This window comes from Desulfosalsimonas sp., assembly GCF_055149105.1.
This window is the reverse complement of sequence record NZ_JBSRLA010000030.1, coordinates 1-19,067: the sequence shown is the minus strand read 5'-3', so window position 1 is coordinate 19,067 and position 19,067 is coordinate 1. Positions and strand designations below refer to the sequence as shown.

The window sequence follows — 19,067 nt, the reverse complement described above, 5'->3', positions numbered from 1 at the left end:
GATGGAAAAACCGGGCGCCTGGGGTTAAGTTTGTATAATGTCGAACATTTAACCGGGATCAGGGAGAATTTTGATGAATTTCAAGCGTCTGCAGTTTGCAAACCGGCACGGACATCAGCTTGCGGCCCAGCTCGATCTGCCCGATGGCGGCAAGCCGCATACGTTTGCGCTTTTTGCCCACTGCTTTACATGCACCAAAAACCTCAAGGCCGTCCACAACATCAATGATGCCCTGACTGCCGGGGGTATCGCTGTCCTGCGGTTTGATTTCACCGGTCTGGGCCAGAGCCAGGGCGAGTTTGCAGAAACCGGTTTTACCACCAATGTCAGCGATTTGATTGACGCGGCCGGCTATCTGGAGAAAAATTTCAAGGCCCCTCAAATCCTCATCGGCCATTCCCTGGGAGGGGCCGCAGCTTTGCAGGCGGCAGCCGACATCAGCGCTGTCAGGGCAGTGGCTGTGATTGCCGCGCCGGCCAGACCGGATCACGTGCTGCAGCACATCAGCGATGCAAAGCAGAAAATCGAGGAAGAGGGCGAGGCTGAAGTCATGCTCGGGGGCAGACCGTTTCGGATCAAAAAACAGTTTTTGGACAACATGAAGGCGCAAAACATGGAAGGGGTTGTCAAAAATCTCAACCGGGCGCTTTTGATTTTGCATTCTCCCGTGGACAACATTGTGGGAATCGAAAATGCATCTGAAATATTTCAGGCGGCCAGGCATCCCAAAAGTTTTGTGTCCATGGATACAGCGGACCATCTTTTAAGCCGCAGGGCGGATTCCTTATATGCCGGCGGCATCATTGCCGCCTGGTCCGGCAGGTATATCCGATCTTAAGGCAGGGCAACGCAGCGCCAGGCGCACTGCCAGGTTTCGGCTGCGTAACCGGGCAGGGGGCTTTCAAGGACACCGTCCAGGCGAAGGTGAATGAGGCGGATGGCCCCGCCGAACAGGGCGGCTGAGGCGATGGCGGGATTGAGTTTCCGGATCTCGCCCTGGTCCATGGCCTGGCCGATCATTTGCTGTACTTGTTCAAAGGGTTTTGAGGAGCAGATGGATTTTTCACCCGGCATGAACTCCCGGTGCCTGGCGTATAGAATATAATGCATGGCCGCAGGCGCGGTTTCGGCCATGGTAAAAAGGTGGTCCACAAACGCCCGGCCCCTTTGGTAAAGCTCCGTGTTTTCCTCCATGATCCGGAAAACCGCCTCTGTCATCCGGGCAGCCAGGTCGTGGTAGAGAGCCCGGGCAATGCCCTGCTTGTTTCCGAAATGGTGATAAATCGATCCGATGCTCACGTCTGCGGCGCGCTGGATGTCATGCACAGAGGTGTTGAAATAGCCGCTGTTGTAAAACAGCACCAGTGCGGTGTCCAGGATTCGCTGCTGCCTGTCTTGGGTGGTCAGAGTTTTCAAAAGAATACAACCCGCCTATTTGACAAAGTCGGGCATGAATGGATAAAGCCGGCAGGCCACGCAAAAACCCGCAGCAGCTTCAAGAAACGCAAAAAGCGCCAGAATTGCGGCAAATATATAGCTTGCTGCCGGAATCCCCAGCAAATACAGCAGGCCGATCACGCAGCTGAAGGTAAACCCGGTTTTTGCGGCAAAGATTTTCGGGCCGGCATTTGTCATTGCTGGTTCTGTATTGAGCATCCGGAGTATGCCCCGGCTCAGCAGACTGAAAAAACTGTAGCCGGGCTTTAAAAATCCCCGGATGAAAAGATCCGCGCCAAGGATCAGGATAACGGCCTTAAAGGGGGTAAGCACAAATACCAGCATGCACAGCACTGTCAGTGCGGCATTGACCCTTGCCACTTTTTCATTGATCGTCTCAAAAGAGATGGGACATGCTTCTGCCATAATGACCTTCCTTAATAAATGATTTTTTTCATTAGAACGAATATTCATTCTAATGGCAGAAAAGCTTTTTGTCAAGGACGATGTGATTTTTGCCACCATGTTTTTTGCACAAAAATTCGATTGAAGTTACCTTGGTGGAAAATCAATCAACAGGAGGATTTTATGAGTGTTATCGTGGAGCTGTCGATTTTTCCCATGGACAAGGGCGTCAGTGTCAGCCCCTATGTGGCCCGGGCTCTCAAAATTATTCAGGGCAGCGGCCTGCCTTATGAAGCCAACCCCATGGGCACCTGCATCGAAGGCCAGTGGCCGGAGGTGGTCAAGGTTGTGGATCAATGTTTTAAAGACTTGCAAAATGACTGCGACCGCATTTATCTGACCATAAAGGCCGACTACCGAAAAGACCGATCCAATGGCCTTTCCGGAAAAATGGCATCGGTTGAGTCGCATTTGTAAATGGATGACGGCATCGCTTTTCCGATAAGGCTGAGGCAGCGTGACGCTTGCAATGAAAAACCCACGCCCGAAAAATGAAACCGGGCGTGGGTCCAAGAATACAACTTATGGTCAGGCCGTTAGCCGGGAACGGACATCGGTGAGGCTTTTCCGATATAATCAAGGGTTTCTTCGTACTTGGAGCGCACATCCACATGGGCGTCCTCAATTTCTTTTTTTTGCGGACTCCAATCAGACGGACATTCTGTGCGAAGAGACTCGATTTTATCCTCAAGGTCCTGGATGATAATCTTCATTTCTCCGAAATATTCCCAGACCTTGCCCTTTTGCTCAGTGCTCATTTTGTCTGTCCTGGCGATTACGTCAAATAGCTTGGCCTTCCATGCGGTCAGTTCTGCTGCCATTGAATTGCAATAATCTTTTGGATCCATAAGTACCCCTCCTTTTTGCTGTTTTATCCAGCATTTTGCTGTTTCAATCAATACTATAAACATGGTGCAGGCGGCTGCCATTAAATATTGAAAATTTCCCCGGCAGCCCGGAAGAAGGGGAGACTGCCGCAAAAAAACGCCCCATTGAAAGCCGGGGCTTTCAATGGGGCGTACTTGGCATCTATGGGTTTTAAGCCTTGCAAAGGCCTGGCCGCTCTTGCCGGCTAGTTGCCGGAGGCGGCTGCATAGGCATAGCCGGGCCTTTTGCGCGCCTTGATTTTTTTGCGCTTTTTGTTCAGATCTTTTTCAAAGTTTTTGGCGTCAAACTCGCTGCCGGGTATCATTTGGCCGCCGATCATAATGTATTCTTCATCTTCAACCCATTGCACCTGTTCTTCTTCAGTGGCCTCGGGCATAAACTTGTTGAAAGCAGCGTAGATGATGCCGATGATCGGAGAAAGCCAGCAGGCAAAGGCAAACGGTGCGTAAGCCAGGGTCTCTATGCCCAGCGCGCCAGTGGCAAATGCGCCGCCTGCACTCCAGGGAACCAGGGGATTCATCAGGGTGCCGCCTTCTTCCAGGGAGCGGGAGAGGTTTAGTGCGGACAGGTTTTTGCCCCGGTAAGCAGGGCCGAACATGCGCCCGGGCAGGGCAATGGACAAATAGGGGTCGCCTGTGATGATGTTGGTACCAAATGCACTTAATGTGCTTGACGTCACCAGGCCGAAACGGCTCTTCACAAACCCGACAATGCTGTGCAGGATCACTTCCAGGCAGCGGGTGCGCTCCAGAATCCCTCCAAAGCCCAGGGCAATAATGAGCAGGGAAATCACCCACATCATGGATTGAATCCCGCCTTTGCTCAGCAGGGCATCCACTGTCTCCACGCCGGTACTGCTTTCAAAGCCGCTTTGCATCACGGCAAAGATTTCCTTGACACTTGCGCCCTGACCAATAACGGCCACCAGTCCGCCGGCCACAACACCCACAAAAAGAACCGGAATGGCGGGATATTGCAGGACCGCCAGGGTGATGACCAAAACAGCCGGCAGCAGCAGCAGGGGGTTCAGGGTAAAGGTATCAGCCAGGGTCCCGGTGATCTGGGTGATATTTTCCGCGACCATGGGCTCTCCGGCAAACCGCAGGCCCAAAAGTACGTAAATCACACCGGCAATCAGCATGGCCGGCACTGCTGTGGGCATCATGTTTTTGATATGTTTAAAAAGATTGGTTCCGGTAACAGCCGGGGCCAGATTGGTTGTATCGGAAAGCGGAGACATCTTGTCGCCGAAAAAAGCACCGGAAACAATGGCGCCGCCGGTAAGGGGCATGGGCACGCCAAGTCCCTGGCCGATGCCCACCAGGGCAATGCCCACTGTTCCCATTGTTCCCCAGGAAGTGCCCAGAGAAACAGAAACAATGGCACAGATGATCATGGCCGCCAGCAGAAAAAAGGTGGGGTTGATCACCTGCAGACCGTAGTAAATCATGACCGGCACAGTTCCGCTGAGCATCCAGGTGCCGATGATCATGCCCACGATCGTGAGAATGGCAATGGATTGCAGCCCCAGATAAACAACATGGAAAAGGCCTTCTTCCATATTTTTCCATTTATAGCCCTGTGACCAGGCCAGAAGCGCAACAATGGCAATACCGATGGCCAGCGGCACATGGGGAATAAATGCGTCAAATACAAGCAGTTGTACAGCCATCAAGCCCAATGTCAGGGCAACCGGCAGAATTGCCATGAACAGACTGGGTTTAGGAAAATCTTTGTTTTCTTCTAAATCCTTGTTCATTTTCATCTCTCCTTTTTTACTAAAAATTTCTTGTATTTTGAATCAAATTCAAAAACACACGGGCTCTGATGCTTTATCTGACTGATAAAAGCCAAAAAACTTTTTAATTACCAAGGGTTAGTTTTATCAGTCTTTTGGATTGGCAAGCATCAAGAATGCCATAATATTAGGTAGTTGTTTTTGAAGATTATGTACATATCTCAATTTTATCTGTTTGTAAAGTCCTAATTTTAATTTGACTGATTTTTTAAATTTTATTTAAAATAGAAAAAAAACAATAAGATATAAACCAAAAATAACTTTTTAACTGTTTTTATTAAATAAAATAAATATAGCAAATTAAATTGCGCAACTATTCCCGCCGGCACCATGTTTACGGCCCGGATCATCCTGCCTTGTTGACATTTTCCGGTCCTCTCCATATTTTCTGTTAAAGGAGGTATGTTATGACGCAGGTGGGTGAGAACAAGACGGTACTGATTACCGGGGCAACAGACGGTTTGGGAAAGAAAGTCGTGCTGGATCTGGCTTCCCAAAAGGCCCGTGTGATCCTGCACGGCCGCAGCCCGCAGAAAGGCAAAACCCTGGCCGAAGAGATTCGGGACACTTCGGGCAATCCGGAGATCAGTTACTATAATGCGGATTTTTCGAGCCTGGATGAAGTCCGAACACTTGCCGGGCAGATCCGGGCCGATCAGAAACGTCTGGATGTGCTGATCAACAACGCCGGCATCGGACCGGGGCCGACCGGATCGGCCCGGCAGAAAAGCAGGGACGGTCATGAGCTGCGCTTTGCGGTCAACTACCTGGCGACCTTTCTGCTGACCCACCGGCTGCTGCCCCTGCTGCGGGAATCGGCTCCTTCGCGCATCGTGAACGTGGCTTCGGCCGGCCAGCAATCCATTGACTTTGACGACGTGATGCTTGAAAATGGGTATGACGGATTAAGGGCATACCGGCAAAGCAAGCTTGCCATGATCCTTTTTACCTTTGATCTTGCCGGGGATTTAAAAGACACCGCAATTACAGTCAACTGCCTTCACCCGGCAACCCTGATGCCCACCAATATGGTTTTGGAGACCGATTACTTCAGCGGCTCCATGGACGCGGTGGACCAGGGAGCGGAGGCGGTGCAGTATCTGGCCGCATCCCCGGAACTCGAAGGCGTGACCGGTGTGTATTTCAACGGGAAAATGCGGGCCGAACCCATGGCCCAGGCACATGACAAACAGGCGCGGCAAAAACTTCGGCAACTGAGCCGTGAGCTTACCCGGCCCGATGATGCAGTATAGTTGATGAAAAGAAACATTGAAAAATACAAACCAGCCGTGCCCGGCAGCCTGCTGGTTCTTATGGCCGGGGCAGCCTGGGTCTGTGTGGGGCTCATGCTGTTGTTTTCTGCAGGGATGTGGCTTTATGCCGCCTCGCCCGAAACATCCCCCTATGCGTTTGCCGCTGTTGGCTTTGTACTGGCCTTGCTGGTTCACCACTTTGGTTTTTTGCGCATCGTGGATGGCAACCTGAGAAGAATCCTTCCGGCAGACGGAAAAAAATGCCTGTTTTCCTTTGTTCCCTGGAAAAGTTACCTGCTCATTGTCTTTATGGTCATCCTGGGTCTGCTGCTTCGCTATTCACCAATTCCCAGACCCTATCTGGCGGTCTGCTACATTGCCATCGGCCTGGCCCTGGTGCTCTCAAGTATCCGGTATATGCGGGTTTTTTTCAGGGAAATCAGAAAAGCGTGATCTGCCTGATGACTTCCGGCCCGCCCGTCAATGGGGATACTTTTTACTGATTTTACGGTTTTTAAAGCGTTTCTGTCCGGAGGAAACCAATGGAGAGTGCACTGGTCGTGGGGCTGATCATCATGGTCGGTTTGGCAATGGGCGAGGCTGCCCGGTTGGTAAGACTGCCAAAGATTACGGGATATATTGTGGCCGGCATTGTGTTAAATCCCCGCCTGACCGGATGGATTCCAGTGGATTTTGTGCATCATACCGGCGGTATCACGGATATCGCTCTTGCTTTTATTACATTTTCCGTGGGTGGCACCCTGGTGATTTCCAGGTTAAAGCGGCTGGGTAAGGGAATTATTTCCATTGCCCTGTTCGAAGCGGAGTTGGCATTTTTTGCCGTGATATTAGGCGTTTTTGCAGCTGCCTATTTGCCGGGATTTACCTTTTCCGGACATGAATCCGCCATATTGCTGCCGTTATGCATACTTTTGGGCGCCACAGCGTCGCCCACGGACCCCACTGCTGCTTTGGCCGTTGCTCATGAATACAAGGCCAAAGGTGATGTGAGTGCAAGCATTATGGGGATTGCCGCTCTTGATGACGCCCTTGGCATTATCAACTACAGCATTGCCATTGCGGCAGCAGGTATTTTCATGGGTGACAGTCTTTCTGTAAAATCGGCCGTGATTGCACCTGTCCTGTCTGTGGCAGGCGGAATCATGCTCGGGGCAGTTTTTGGGTGGCTGTTAAAAAGCTGTGTTGTTCTGTTTCGGCGTGAAACCGAAAGCGCAATGATCGTGCTGGTTTTCGGCATGCTCGCGACATGCTTTGGAGTGGCCGGCATTCTGGGTTTGGACGAACTGCTGGCCACAATGGCCATGGGTGTGGTGGTGGCCAATTTTTGCAGCTACCAGGAACAGATTTTCCATATGCTTGAGCGCTACACCGAAGAATTGATTTTTGTGCTGTTTTTTACCATCAGCGCCATGCATCTGAATTTCGCCGCCTTTTCATCAGGGGTTGCCGGCTTTGTGGTTCTATTTGTCATTTTCAGGGCAGCCGGGAAATTTGCCGGTACATTTGTGGGGGCAGCCATTTCCGGTGCACCCCAAAAAGTTCGGCGTTACACGGCATTTGGGCTGCTTCCGCAAGGGGGCATCGTCATCGGACTGGCACTGATGATCCGCGGCAAACCCGAGTTTGCCCCCCTGGCAGATACCTTTATCGGAATCGTTATCGGAGCGGCTGTGCTCCATGAACTGATCGGACCGGTCATGGCCAAATTGGCCCTGAGTCGTTCCGGGGAACTCGGTGTCGATACCTGAGCAATTTGTATCGCAAAATATCCGGCTATATTGAGAGGTTATAGAATGAGCCAGGGCTGGAGCATGTATGGTTTTTAAAAAACATCCGAGCATAACAAAAGAAGTCTTATACTCAGGACTTGTTTTTGCAGGCATCGCCCTGATTGTATTCGGGGCAGTTTTTTTTGCCAGTTTTGGCATAACCAGTATCGAAAGAGCAAAAGACTCCATCCGGGAAACAAATATCAAGGCCGGCCTTATAACCTCCGGGATATTCAAGGAAGTTTCCAACATCGTTGAAATACTGGCCGGTGTTCCCGAGATCGCAGCGTTGACCGCAGCAGATGGCCCGGGTGCGGACACCGCTTTAAGGATTTATAAACAGGCGTCAGCAACAAATGAGGATATTGGATATATTTACTCCGGCCATCCGGATGGAAGCCTTTTGATTTATGACTACATTCCTCCGGACGGGTATAACGCCACAGAAAGGCCGTGGTATACCAGTGCCCTGGAAGAAAAACCCGGGCAGTCCTTTGGCCTTCCCTACCGGGATGCCAAAACCCATGAATGGCTTATCTCCCAGTCCAAGGCCCTGGTTGACGCAAAAGGTGAAGTCAATGGTGTTCTGGCCATTGATGTTTTCCCGGATCGGGCCAATGCCTTGCTGGAAGAAGAAAAGGAATATCGGTCCCAGCAAAGCTTTGTGCTTGACCCGGAAGGCAAGGCTGTCATTCATCCCGACAGTGATATGCTTGGCCGCGCCATGCCCCGCATCACTGAAAGGCTTACCGGGAAGCAGGGCTGGTTTTCTTACCAGGGGAAAAACGGAAAGAGGTGGGCATTTTACAACATCGTAGACAAGGTGAACTGGTGTATTGTCACTACTGTAGAGCGCAGTGAGGTGATCAATCCGATTTTGCTTCGCACTTCTGTTTATGCGCTTTGTATCGCTCTGTTCGCCATGTCGTTGGCAATGCTGCAAAGCTGGTATTTTGGCAAACGCATCGCAGCTCCGCTGATCACCTTGGGAAAACGGGTTGGCGAGATCGTGGAAAGCAAACCCAAAACTGAGGTAACGTATGACAAATCCAACCATGAAATCGCCGCCATTGCAAATAATATCGAAGAACTGACAGAGCGGGCGCTGCAGAGAAGAGCCAACGAGCTCAAGACCATTATAGAGTCTTCCAGGGATGGCATTCTGGTCGTGGATAACAACAGACGAGTCGTTTATACCAATTCTCGTTTCAAGGAGATGTGGCAACTCCCTGGTGATATTTTTGCCACCTTAAAAGAAGAGCAGCGCATTCAATACATTTTGGACCAGGTTCAGGATCCGGAAGCCTTTTACAGCAAGGTAAATGCCTTATATGCCTCGCCCCGGGAAGATTGGGATACAATAATGTTAAAAGACGGCAGGATATTTGAGTTTTTATCATGCCCCATTCTCAACGAGGGAAGGGTCAACGGGATTTTATGGACCTTCAGAGATATCACGGAAAAAAAGCTCGCCGAAGATCGCCTGCAAAGGATGGCCACCACCGACAGTCTCACCGGACTTTTTAACCGTCAGTACTTTGAAACCGAACTTTCGCAGGCACTGGCTCAAGTCCGGCGTTACGGCAGGGATACTTCCTTGATTATGTTTGATCTGGATCATTTTAAAGCGGTAAACGATAACCATGGCCATAATGTCGGAGACAAGGTGCTGGTGGAACTGGCCAAACGGAGCCGGGCCAGTCTGAGGGATTCAGACATTCCGGCCCGCTGGGGCGGAGAGGAATTCATCATCATTTTGCCGGAAACAGAGGAAGGGGCCGCAGGCGAGGTGGCCGAAAGGCTGCGCGGGCACATGGAGGCTGAACCCTTTTTCCATGTGGGCAGGGTGACCATCAGCCTGGGGGTCACCGGAATCCTTTCTGCAGATACCAAGGATTCCCTGCTCAAACGCCTCGATGATGCCCTTTACGAAGCCAAGCGGCTCGGGCGCAACAGAGTGGCAATGAATTTTTCATAGTGGCAATATGTATTTATGGAATTATAAAAACATCCGAAAAGAAATTTATGCCATTATGGAAAGGGGAAAAATGGCCAGCAAGGGCCAAGCGTCTCTGGCTTTCCTGTATTGAGGTGGGAGAAAATATGAGAAACACAGATGATAACAAAGACAGGCCCGGTTTCGGATCCAGCACGCCCCCATTTCCCATCCCGGAACAGATCCGCGAAAAAGCCCGGCAAAAAGCCCGATCCATAAAGCCTTTCGATCTGGATGCCATGACACATGAAGAGATTCAGCATTTGTTTGATGAAATCCAGGTACAGAAGTTTGAGGCGGAGCTGCAAAATGAAGCTTTTTTAAAGGAGGTCGGAAAGTACAAGGACCAGGCCGCGCTTTTAAACACTGTCACCGAAAATATGATCGACATGGTGGTGTTGTCAGACCTTGAAGGCAACATCACATTTGCAGGAAAAGCCCACGAAACACTCGGTTATGAGCAAGGTTTTTTGCTCGGAAAAAATGTAATGGGCTTTGTACACCCGGAGCATCTTTCCCATGTGCGGGAAGAATTCAATAAATTGCTGGCATCAGGAGGGCCCCGGACGGTTGAATATCAATTCAGGTGCAATGACGGCTCTTACATGTGGCTTGAAACCATAGGAAGGATTGTCACCGATAACAGCAGCAATCCGCGGGAAATTGTTTTCAGCGCGAGGGATATCACGCAGCGAAAGAAGTGGGAAAACAACCTTAAACGAATCGAATGGATGCTGGACCCGGGTCATGGATATTTGGCAAAGTCCGGGAAGGATGTGAAACCGGAATACGGGGATCTTTCTGCACTCAACACCAGGCGTGTCCTTTTGGACTCGGTTGGCAGGGATGTGCTGAAAAATATCGTGGAAGATTTTTTGCGCCTCCTGGGTACCTCTGCAGCGGTATATGAGTCAAACGGCGATTATGCACTGGGCATTTTCTCTTCAAGGTGGTGCCGTGTAATGGATACGGCTTCATGGCGGCTGTGTAAAACCAAAGACGGTCAAGCGGCACTTGCTTGCGGCAAATGGCTGTGCCACGAGTCATGTTGGGGAGCTTCGAAAATCTGCATGGAAAGTGGTGAACCTGTGGATATTGCCTGCGCAGGCGGTATAAGGCTTTACGCCGCGCCGATTTACAGTGGCGGGAAAATTGTCGGCACCATTAATATGGGGTATGGCGATCCGCCCCGTGACAAGGCTGCACTGCAGAGGCTGTCCGGAGACTATGGCGTTACGGCCACCCAACTCCTTGACAATGCGCAAAGCTATGAACACCGCCCTTATTTTATTATCGAAATTGCAAAGCAGCGCCTGCTGGCGGCCACACAGCTGATCGGCGAAATTGTTGACCGCAAACAGGCTGAAAGTGCCCTGAAAAAAAGCGAGGAAAAGCATCGTCACTTGTTTGAGACCATGACCCATGGGGTCATTTATCAGGATGCAGAAGGCGCCATCGTCTCGGCCAATCCTGCGGCAGAAAGGATTCTTGGATTGGCTTTTGACCGGATGCGCGACAGGACATCCATGGATTCCCGCTGGAAGATGATAAAAGAGGACGGCTCAGAGGTCCCGGGAACAGAGCATCCGGCCATGGCCGCGCTGCAAACCGGCCAAACAACCGGCCCGGTCACACGGGGCGTTTTTCGTCCGGATAGAAATGATTATATCTGGCTTTCCATAACAGCGATTCCAATGTTTCAGCCCGGAGAAGCGTTTCCTTTTCAGGTGTATTCCACGTTTGAAGACGTCACCAGCCGCAAGCAGATGGAGGAGAAGCTTTCACACTCCTATGACCTGATGCGCTACATCATCGAACATGCCAATAGCGCAGTTGCGGTACACGACAAGGATTTGCGCTATATTTATGTAAGTCAGCGATACCTTGACAGATATAAGGTAAAGGAGGCCGATGTCATTGGTCGGCATCATTATGATGTGTTTCCTGACTTGCCGCAAAAATGGCGGGATGCGCATCAAAAAGCGCTGGCCGGCAAGGTCTCCCGCGGCGAGCGCGACAGCTATCCCAGGCAAGACGGCACATTGGACTGGACACGGTGGGAGTGCCGCCCATGGTACGAGGCCGACGGGTCTATTGGCGGTATTGTGGTGTATACTGAAGTCATAACCGAGTGGGTGGCTGCCCAGGAGGCCTTGCGCAAAAGTGAGCAGCATTTGAACTTCGTGCTGGAAATGAGCAAAACAGGGGGCTGGGAACTTGACCTGGCAGATGAAACCGCCTATCGAACCCTTGAGCATGATCGTATTTTCGGATATGAATCCATGCTTTCTGAATGGACCTATCAAATGTTTCTCGATCATGTTTTTCCGGAGGACCGGCCGGAGGTGGAAAGGCTTTTCGAGGAAGCCAAAGCGTCATCAACCGGTTGGGACTTCGAATGCCGCATTTGCCGCAGTGACGGTGAAATTCGCTGGATTCGGGCTGCAGGCCGGCCTTTGCCCGAAAAAACGCCCGGCCGGAGGAAGATGTCCGGCATAGTGCAGGATATTACCGAACGCAAGAAAGCAGAAGAGGAAAAAGACAGGCTCAATGCCCAATTGGTGCAATCCCGGAAAATGGAATCGGTGGGCCAATTGGCCGGCGGCGTGGCCCACGATTTCAACAACATGTTGTCTATCATCAATGGTTATGCAGAGATGTCTGTTGAAATGCTGTCACCTGAAGACCCCTTGCACAGCAACCTTACGGAAATCTACACTGCCGGCAAGCGTTCAGCCGGCATTGTCAGACAGCTTTTGGCATTTGCAAGACAGCAGACAAGCAGTCCTGTTCAATTGGATTTAAACCACACGATTTCAAGCATGCTGAAAATGCTGCAGCGCCTGATCGGAGAAAACATCGAGCTTGTCTGGCATCCTTCCGGCAGCTTGTGGCAGGTGAAAATAGATCCATCCCAGGTTGACCAGATCATGGCCAATCTTGCTGTCAATGCACGCGATGCCATTTCCGATGTGGGCAAACTGACCATAGAGACAAAAAATATTTCTTTTGACCAGGAATACTGCAGAACACATGCAGGTTTCATTCCGGGGCAATACGTGATGCTGGCGGTCAGCGACAACGGATGCGGCATGGACAAGGAAACCATAGACAACATTTTTGAACCGTTTTTCACAACAAAGGAAGTCGGCAAGGGAACCGGCCTGGGCCTGCCCACGGTCTACGGCATTGTCAAGCAAAACTCCGGATTTATCAATGTCTACAGCGAGCCCGGGCAGGGTACGACGTTTACCATCTATCTGCCCCGCAACAACCCGCAGGAATCTGCCTCGGAATCGGCCAGCAAATCAACAGCACAAATGCTTGCCGGCTCTGAGGCCATCTTGCTTGTCGAAGATGAAACGGCAATTTTACAATTGGTTGAGGGTATGCTCGAAAGACTGGGCTACACTGTGCTGACCGCCGAAAATCCGGGTGAGGCTTTAAAGCTTGCCGAAAAACATGAGGCCACAATACAGCTTCTCATAACAGAAGTGATCATGCCGGAGATGAACGGCCGGGATCTCTCAGCCCGGTTGGCTCTCTGCCAGCCAGCAGTGAAAACCCTTTACATGTCCGGTTATACAGCCGATGTAATCGCTCATCACGGTGTTCTCGAACAGGGGGTGCATTTTATTCAAAAGCCCTTTTCCATTCAGGATCTGGCAATCAAAGTACGTGAAGCCATTGAGCAGAAATAGATTCATTTCAAAACAAGACAATCAGCATTGCCTTGACTGATACCTCACGCATTCTGTTGGAAACCGCCATTTCAATCCCCGTGAGCGGGAGAAAAGATATTAAGCGGATTCCTACGCTGTTTCCGCCAGGGATTTGCCCGCCTTGGCGATATTGATCTTTGGGAGATCATTGATAATGATGGTAATGGTTTCAGGCTTGGCATCGGCTGTTTTTGATATTGCCTCGGTCACTTCCCTGATCATGTTCTTTTTCTGTTCATCAGTGCGGCCTTCTATCATGTCAATTTTTACAATCGGCAAAACATTTCCTCCTTTATAGCCACTTTCATTTGTCTTTCTGCCGGCCGGCGATCTTTTCGCTTTTGCGGTCAGATCGGTTTTTTTAAAGAAATACGGGCAGCGTTGAATTTTGTCAAATACCATTTATGCCGGCATCCAATTCTGAGCCTGATAGGCTGCAAGCAACTGCTCGGAGGGGGTCAATTTCCGGTTGTCTTTTCCAACTGTATCGGCCATATAAATCATGGCATTAAAAGCGAAAATAGCCTGACAATCCATGAGTGTTCAAACAGAACCCAATTCATAAGAAAAAACAATCCCTCTGATATGTGGCACCTATACATCATCCGCTGTGCGGACAACAGCCTTTACACGGGCATCACAAAGGATGTTTCCAGACGGATTGGGGAGCACAACCTGAAAACAGGCTGCAATTACACCAGAGCCCGAACGCCGGTTGAACTGGTTTATCAGGAATCTCATCCAACCCGGTCATCGGCGCTGAAACGGGAAATCCGGATTAAACAATGGCCCCGGGCAAAGAAACTGGACCTGATAGATGGCTGAAAACGATTTTGATGCAGACAGAATTTACCAGCCCGCGGCAGTTGAATGCTACAGCGGATACAAGGCCTGTCAACTGCCTGTGGCCTTTATCTGCCAGGGCCGCCGGGTGGAAATATCCGAAATACTGGACCGATGGTATGAAGGCGGCCTGACAGCGGATAAACCGGTTGTCAATTATTTCAAGGTCAAGACCGGGGAGGGCCGTGTTTTCATTCTCCGGTATGCGGCGGACTCAGATGCGTGGGGGGTACAGGAGCATGGATCCACTGACATTGGAGGGTAAGTTATGAGTTCATCTTCGCCGTCAAGAGATTGTGCATGGGAACTGCTGACAAGATACAACAAGAGCAGCGGACTGATTGCCCCAACCATTGAAGGCATGAAACGCGTTGCAGAGGAAATCCGGATTAGACATTTTTCCCGGGTTTGCCGGTTCTTGCAGAAATAGGTCCCCGTTCGTCGGCTGCCCAGTGCTCGCCTGGATTAGTTTTCCGGGGGGTGCGGGTTGACTGTGAATACGGGCACCGGGGACAATCGGAGAACGCGGTCTGCAACAGAACCGAATATTGTCCGGTCCAGACCACTTTTGGCGTGGGTGCCCATCACCGCCATGGAGATGGATTCATCTTTGATATAATTGACGATCTCTTCTGCGGGTTTGCCGATCACGACCTTTGTTTTGAGCCTAGGCAGTGCCTCGAGGTTTTCCTGGCAGAAGGCTTCAACCTGGTTTTCTGCATTATTCAGGATTTTGTTTTCATCATCCAGATGCCTCGGGGATATGGCATAGGCGACTTTCCAGTAGTCAAGCTCGGGTACTACGTGCAGCACATGCACTTCGGCATTGAATTGTTTTCCCATCACCTTTACCCATTCGGCAACACTTTTGGAAAGGGAAGAAAGCTCCAGTGCAAACAAGATCTTATCTATGGATTTTTCAGTTGTCATTCTCATCTCCTTGGGTGAAGCTTCATTGATGTTTCATCTCTTGAAGGCCCCTTGCATCGTCGACTGTGCAAACGATACTCCCCGGATTCGGATAAAAAAATAGTCACGCCTGCATCAGTTGTCAAAAAATCGGCGATTGCCTCAGGCACAAAAAGACTCTCAAGACCTGGGATCCAGCATTTTACAAGTGATGTGAATTATGAAGATTACCATGCCTGCGACGGCCTGTATTTGAGTCAGCACATCTGCGAAATATTCCAGTCCGTGATAACCACTCCTGGATTGTTGCGGGTCAATTCAGAAAAGAATCAAGAAATTGTATTTTTTTTTGCGGTGATCAGAAATACAGGAAATTCAGCCGGCTTGCCGGTGGTGGCACTTTCTTTTTCAATCACATGGGCCGTTGCCGCGGAAATATCCGTAAAACCTTTTCTTTCCAGCATCCGGCCCAGTTCTTTGCGGTCAAACCCCTGATGAAATACATCCGGGATATCTCCGTGAAACCCGCCGTCTTCCGCGTCCAGATCGGCCAGGGCCAGCCTGTCGCCGGGGTTTAGCAGCTCAAAAAAGGTTTCCAGAAGATTGTCCACATCTTTTACATGATGAAGGACCATGCTCGAAAAGATCAGATCAAACCGCTCCCCGGGCACCTCTCCCCCGGTCAGATCCAGCTGACAAGGGGTAATATTGTCCACCCGGTTGTCAGCAATCTTTTTTTCCAGCACCGCCAGCATATTTTCAGACATATCCACGGCCAGTACATGTTTCACCTCCGGGGCCAGGGCCATGCTGATCAGCCCGGTGCCGCAGCCGAATTCCATGGCCGTCATGGTTTTGGAAACAGGGATATTTTTCCGTATCGCCGCTGACACATTGTCTGCCATGGCGACCCGCCGGGGTTTGTCCCACTGATCTGCCGATTTGTTGAAATACTCTTTTGCAGTTTTCATAATAATCCGTTTTTGCTTTTTTGTGTTTTTCGTCTTTCGCGCCCCTAAACTGCTGACGATTCTTATAGACTGAGTTCGAAATCACGCTTCATAAATGACCTGCGCGGTGAATGCTTTAAACCATTGGGGCAGCCTCATCCATTTTTAAAAACCAGTACCGGCAAGACCCGTGACTTTCCGTTCCAATCTCACGATTGGTTTGGCTTTTTCATAACCTCTTTATTTTGCTATTTGGCTGATTAAAACCCGTTTCCCCTTTGCCTCTACACGGAACTCCCCGCGAAAGCCTTCATGTAAAAGCGCTGTAGCTGCAGCTTTTATTCTTGCCGGGAAACGGGACTTGTCTCTGAATTTCGCACCCGTCCATGCCCGGAATGCATCCCCGTCCACGATTTCAATTTCTATTGATCCCTCATAAGCCGGTTTTTCAAATAGCATCTCCCATTCGGTCTGATCAACGGATTGGCTCAATAATTCCCGGAATTTGGTGGTTATGCCCGTATCCGGGTTCTTTGTATAGGGGATATCCACCACCATCCCACGAAGATCGACAATTTTTTGGGGCAACTCCAGTCGCAGGCTGTTCTTATCCGCGACCAGTGTAAAAGCCTTTTCACCGGTTTCCGGGGGAGTAGCAAAAACGTTTTGGAAAAACTCGGCAATCCGGCTTTTTTCATCATAAGACATCTGGTATTCATTATCACGGGCGTTGCGGAACAAAAATGCTTTGAATTTTTTATTGTCCGCAACTATTATAATTTTCCTTTTTTCTCCAGGCTCCGGCGGGTTGTCCGCAAAAAATTCATCAATAAATTTTCGGTTTACCTTAAAGCCTTCTTTTCGAATAGAAGGACTGTAATAGATGACTTGCTGCAGCCGGGCTCTCATGAAATAACGAGCCAAAAGAAATTCAGCACGGTCTTTTACGAGATTTCGAAACGATGCATCCCTCCAGAATGATTCATATTCGGGTTTGATTCGGAAAACATTGTTGCTGCTGTCCAGAACAAAACAATCTTCCGGGGTATTGCTCAGTTTGTCCAAGGGCATGTTTTTGAGATGGGCAATTACTGAAGAAATGCGATAGTTCTCAGGATCCGATGATCTGGCCAATGCATCGTAGTCGAAAATATGGTCCGGATGATTCAAGTAGTGAGACAAAAATTGCCCGGCGATATCTTCTATTCTCCAGCTTGTGCCTTCAAGTTCCAAAAGTGACAGGAGAACAACCATCTTATATGATTTTACGGGGTTCATGCCGGTTTCAATATGGGCAAGGAACTCTTCACCCCGGGTGCCCAGCAGATTGTTTTCAAACTGACTGATATTGCCGTTTTCGCAGAATTTTTTTGCCCGAAGCCAGCTGCCGAACTTTTTTAAATAAACATATGGGTCAATATCATAGGCATTATACAATATATCAAGCAGTTGAAGATCATCTTTGCCAAGATCGTTTTTAATATCCTGATAAACCATCTTCAGGCGGTTTTCTACAGAAAATTTCGTTTGAAAAATCTGTTTTATTTGTTCATCCCAGAGTTTCCGGACTTCAAGATCAGCGCTGACATAGCAGCCTTCGGGCAGGTTTTGCGCCATTGTCTTTTGGATTTTTGCATCCGGGAAGGCAGCAAAGTCGGCCAGGGAAGTATATCCGGCAAGTGATAGAGGAGCGGTGTGTGCCTTTCTGAAATTTCCGACAAAATCCAGCACGACCAGGAAATCCTTCCCCGGATACTTGCGCAGGCCCCGGCCGAGCTGCTGCAGAAAAAGGGTAAAGGACTGGGTGGGCCGCAGAAATAGCACATGGGTCAGTGCGGGTATATCCGTGCCTTCATTAAACAGGTCTACGGTGCAGATAACATTTAAGGGATCGTCTTCCTGCTGAAGCCGGTCCATGGCTGTATGGCGGTCTTCATCTGTTGCTTCTCCCCACAGGGCCATTGCCGGGATATTGTGATCTTTTGTGAGCTTTTCGGCTGTATAGCGGGCATGACTGACCGAGGTGCAGAATGCCAGCGCCTTTATTTTGCCGGTTGCCGGCAGATATTTTCTAAGATTCCGGGCCACGATGGTGGTGCGGGTGTCATTTTTAAGCGCAGCGTCCAGGGCTTCTTCATCATATCGGGTCCCCCGCCACGGGATCTGTTCATAATTTGTTTCATCATAGATGGCAAAATACTGGAAGGGTGCCAGCCACCCACGCCTTACTGCCTCCAGGCCTTACTGCCTCCAGAATCCGCACTTCATAGGCGACATTGTAATCGCAGTGGGCCAGAACATCTCTGCCGTCCATCCTTTCGGGTGTGGCTGTCAGGCCCAGGAGAAACTGCGGGCGGAAATGGGACAGCACTCTCCGGTAGCCGGCAGCTTCTGCACGGTGGAATTCATCGACCACGATATATTCAAACTGGCTGGGGGAAAAGTTGTCCAGGTGATTGTTTCTGCCAAGACTCTGTATCATTGCGAAAACCGCACTGCCATCACCGGCATTGGAATTGCCCCTTCCGTAGATCACGCCAAAATTCGGGTCATTCATGACCTTGCGGAAAGTTTCCAGGGCACCGCTCAGTATATCTTCGCGGTGGGCTATAAACAGAAGGCTTTTATGGCTGCTCTGCTTAAAGTCAAACGCTGCAAGATATGTTTTTCCGATCCCGGTGGCAGCGACTACTGCGGCCTTGGTTGCTCCCTGCCTGCGCTGGGCCGCCAGGCTTTCAAGGGCTTCTTTTTGCGCGGTGTTGGGCTCAAAAGCTGCATCGGAATGTCCATACTTGTGACAGGAGTCAAAGATCTCCGGGGTTTTTTCAGGCTGCAGACCCCATTTGTCAGCGCCAGTATAAAAATGCCATAAAGCTGGCGGTCTGAAAATGTACGTCTACTTCCTTGTTTTTTCTTACAACTTATTAATTTAAAACCATTTTCTTCTTTTTCTTCCCTTTTTCTTCAGTTTGGTTTTCTTCCGTAATACATTGAGCCGGGAGGTGCCGGCCAATGA

At 50.1% G+C, this 19,067-nt stretch carries 18 protein-coding genes, 1 pseudogene and 1 riboswitch; of the genes and pseudogenes, 9 read left to right on the top strand and 10 right to left on the bottom strand.

Going from position 1 to position 19,067, the window contains the following annotated elements; genetic code table 11:
* Positions 1 to 73: 73 nt before the first annotated feature.
* Positions 74 to 838 carry an alpha/beta hydrolase family protein gene (locus ACTCIA_RS08800; RefSeq protein WP_463001436.1) on the top strand — a complete coding sequence of 255 codons (765 nt, stop codon included), beginning with the start codon at positions 74 to 76 and terminating at the stop codon, positions 836 to 838.
* Here ACTCIA_RS08800 and ACTCIA_RS08795 read toward each other — a convergent pair.
* Together ACTCIA_RS08795 and ACTCIA_RS08790 are read right to left on the bottom strand one after the other, a co-directional pair.
* Positions 835 to 1,416 carry a TetR/AcrR family transcriptional regulator gene (locus tag ACTCIA_RS08795; protein WP_463001435.1) on the bottom strand — a complete coding sequence of 194 codons (582 nt, stop codon included), beginning with the start codon at positions 1,414 to 1,416 and terminating at the stop codon, positions 835 to 837. The genes ACTCIA_RS08800 and ACTCIA_RS08795 overlap by 4 nt on opposite strands.
* 15 nt (positions 1,417 to 1,431) lie before the next feature.
* On the bottom strand, positions 1,432 to 1,863 hold the full coding sequence (locus ACTCIA_RS08790; protein WP_463001434.1) for a DUF4395 domain-containing protein: 432 nt from the start codon (positions 1,861 to 1,863) through the stop codon (positions 1,432 to 1,434).
* 162 nt (positions 1,864 to 2,025) lie between these two features.
* On the opposite strand from ACTCIA_RS08790, the gene ACTCIA_RS08785 reads away from it, so the two are divergent.
* The gene (locus ACTCIA_RS08785; protein ID WP_463001433.1) at positions 2,026 to 2,319 is read left to right on the top strand and encodes an MTH1187 family thiamine-binding protein; all 294 of its coding nucleotides are present in this window, start codon (positions 2,026 to 2,028) and stop codon (positions 2,317 to 2,319) included.
* 119 nt (positions 2,320 to 2,438) lie between these two features.
* Here the strand turns inward: ACTCIA_RS08785 and ACTCIA_RS08780 are convergent, their stop codons facing one another.
* Entirely contained in the window at positions 2,439 to 2,750 is a 312-nt protein-coding gene (locus ACTCIA_RS08780) for a hypothetical protein (RefSeq protein ID WP_463001432.1), read from the bottom strand.
* A gap of 224 nt (positions 2,751 to 2,974) precedes the next feature.
* Positions 2,975 to 4,549, bottom strand: a complete 1,575-nt coding sequence (nhaC, locus tag ACTCIA_RS08775) for a Na+/H+ antiporter NhaC (RefSeq protein WP_463001431.1) — start codon at positions 4,547 to 4,549, stop codon at positions 2,975 to 2,977.
* Positions 4,550 to 4,995: 446 nt separating this feature from the next.
* On the opposite strand from nhaC, the gene ACTCIA_RS08770 reads away from it, so the two are divergent.
* The 5 genes from ACTCIA_RS08770 to ACTCIA_RS08750 all read left to right on the top strand — a co-directional run bounded on the left by ACTCIA_RS08770 (position 4,996) and on the right by ACTCIA_RS08750 (position 13,328).
* On the top strand, positions 4,996 to 5,841 hold the full coding sequence (locus ACTCIA_RS08770) for an SDR family NAD(P)-dependent oxidoreductase (protein ID WP_463001430.1): 846 nt from the start codon (positions 4,996 to 4,998) through the stop codon (positions 5,839 to 5,841).
* A gap of 3 nt (positions 5,842 to 5,844) precedes the next feature.
* Entirely contained in the window at positions 5,845 to 6,294 is a 450-nt protein-coding gene (locus tag ACTCIA_RS08765) for a hypothetical protein (RefSeq protein WP_463001429.1), read from the top strand.
* An 89-nt stretch (positions 6,295 to 6,383) separates the two neighbouring features.
* Positions 6,384 to 7,610 carry a cation:proton antiporter gene (locus tag ACTCIA_RS08760; RefSeq protein WP_463001428.1) on the top strand — a complete coding sequence of 409 codons (1,227 nt, stop codon included), beginning with the start codon at positions 6,384 to 6,386 and terminating at the stop codon, positions 7,608 to 7,610.
* 67 nt (positions 7,611 to 7,677) lie between these two features.
* Positions 7,678 to 9,609: a sensor domain-containing diguanylate cyclase gene (locus tag ACTCIA_RS08755; protein WP_463001427.1), complete on the top strand. Its 1,932-nt coding sequence runs from the start codon at positions 7,678 to 7,680 to the stop codon at positions 9,607 to 9,609.
* Positions 9,610 to 9,734: 125 nt separating this feature from the next.
* Complete coding sequence (locus ACTCIA_RS08750; protein ID WP_463001426.1) at positions 9,735 to 13,328, top strand: PAS domain S-box protein; 3,594 nt, start codon at positions 9,735 to 9,737, stop codon at positions 13,326 to 13,328.
* 111 nt (positions 13,329 to 13,439) lie between these two features.
* Here the strand turns inward: ACTCIA_RS08750 and ACTCIA_RS08745 are convergent, their stop codons facing one another.
* Positions 13,440 to 13,628 carry a 2-hydroxymuconate tautomerase gene (locus ACTCIA_RS08745; protein WP_463001425.1) on the bottom strand — a complete coding sequence of 63 codons (189 nt, stop codon included), beginning with the start codon at positions 13,626 to 13,628 and terminating at the stop codon, positions 13,440 to 13,442.
* A gap of 306 nt (positions 13,629 to 13,934) precedes the next feature.
* Here ACTCIA_RS08745 and ACTCIA_RS08740 point away from each other — a divergent pair, with 306 nt between their 5' ends.
* Positions 13,935 to 14,174 (top strand): GIY-YIG nuclease family protein, encoded by a 240-nt coding sequence (locus ACTCIA_RS08740; RefSeq protein ID WP_463001424.1) that lies wholly within the window; start codon positions 13,935 to 13,937, stop codon positions 14,172 to 14,174.
* Positions 14,167 to 14,457 (top strand): hypothetical protein, encoded by a 291-nt coding sequence (locus ACTCIA_RS08735; RefSeq protein WP_463001423.1) that lies wholly within the window; start codon positions 14,167 to 14,169, stop codon positions 14,455 to 14,457. Before ACTCIA_RS08740 ends, ACTCIA_RS08735 begins: the two co-directional genes overlap by 8 nt.
* A gap of 200 nt (positions 14,458 to 14,657) precedes the next feature.
* Here ACTCIA_RS08735 and ACTCIA_RS08730 read toward each other — a convergent pair whose 3' ends face one another.
* The 5 genes and pseudogenes from ACTCIA_RS08730 to ACTCIA_RS08710 all read right to left on the bottom strand — a co-directional run bounded on the left by ACTCIA_RS08730 (position 14,658) and on the right by ACTCIA_RS08710 (position 18,782).
* Positions 14,658 to 15,122 (bottom strand): universal stress protein, encoded by a 465-nt coding sequence (locus tag ACTCIA_RS08730; RefSeq protein ID WP_463001422.1) that lies wholly within the window; start codon positions 15,120 to 15,122, stop codon positions 14,658 to 14,660.
* 308 nt (positions 15,123 to 15,430) lie between these two features.
* Positions 15,431 to 16,072 carry a class I SAM-dependent DNA methyltransferase gene (locus ACTCIA_RS08725; RefSeq protein WP_463001421.1) on the bottom strand — a complete coding sequence of 214 codons (642 nt, stop codon included), beginning with the start codon at positions 16,070 to 16,072 and terminating at the stop codon, positions 15,431 to 15,433.
* Positions 16,073 to 16,214: 142 nt separating this feature from the next.
* A riboswitch (cyclic di-GMP riboswitch) is annotated at positions 16,215 to 16,286 on the bottom strand.
* Positions 16,287 to 16,291: 5 nt separating this feature from the next.
* Positions 16,292 to 17,782, bottom strand: a complete 1,491-nt coding sequence (locus tag ACTCIA_RS08720; RefSeq protein ID WP_463001464.1) for a hypothetical protein — start codon at positions 17,780 to 17,782, stop codon at positions 16,292 to 16,294.
* Positions 17,783 to 17,821: 39 nt separating this feature from the next.
* Positions 17,822 to 18,139: pseudogene (locus ACTCIA_RS08715) on the bottom strand (helicase-related protein); the annotation flags it as partial.
* A 94-nt stretch (positions 18,140 to 18,233) separates the two neighbouring features.
* On the bottom strand, positions 18,234 to 18,782 hold the full coding sequence (locus ACTCIA_RS08710; protein WP_463001462.1) for a DEAD/DEAH box helicase family protein: 549 nt from the start codon (positions 18,780 to 18,782) through the stop codon (positions 18,234 to 18,236).
* Positions 18,783 to 19,067 lie beyond the last annotated feature (285 nt).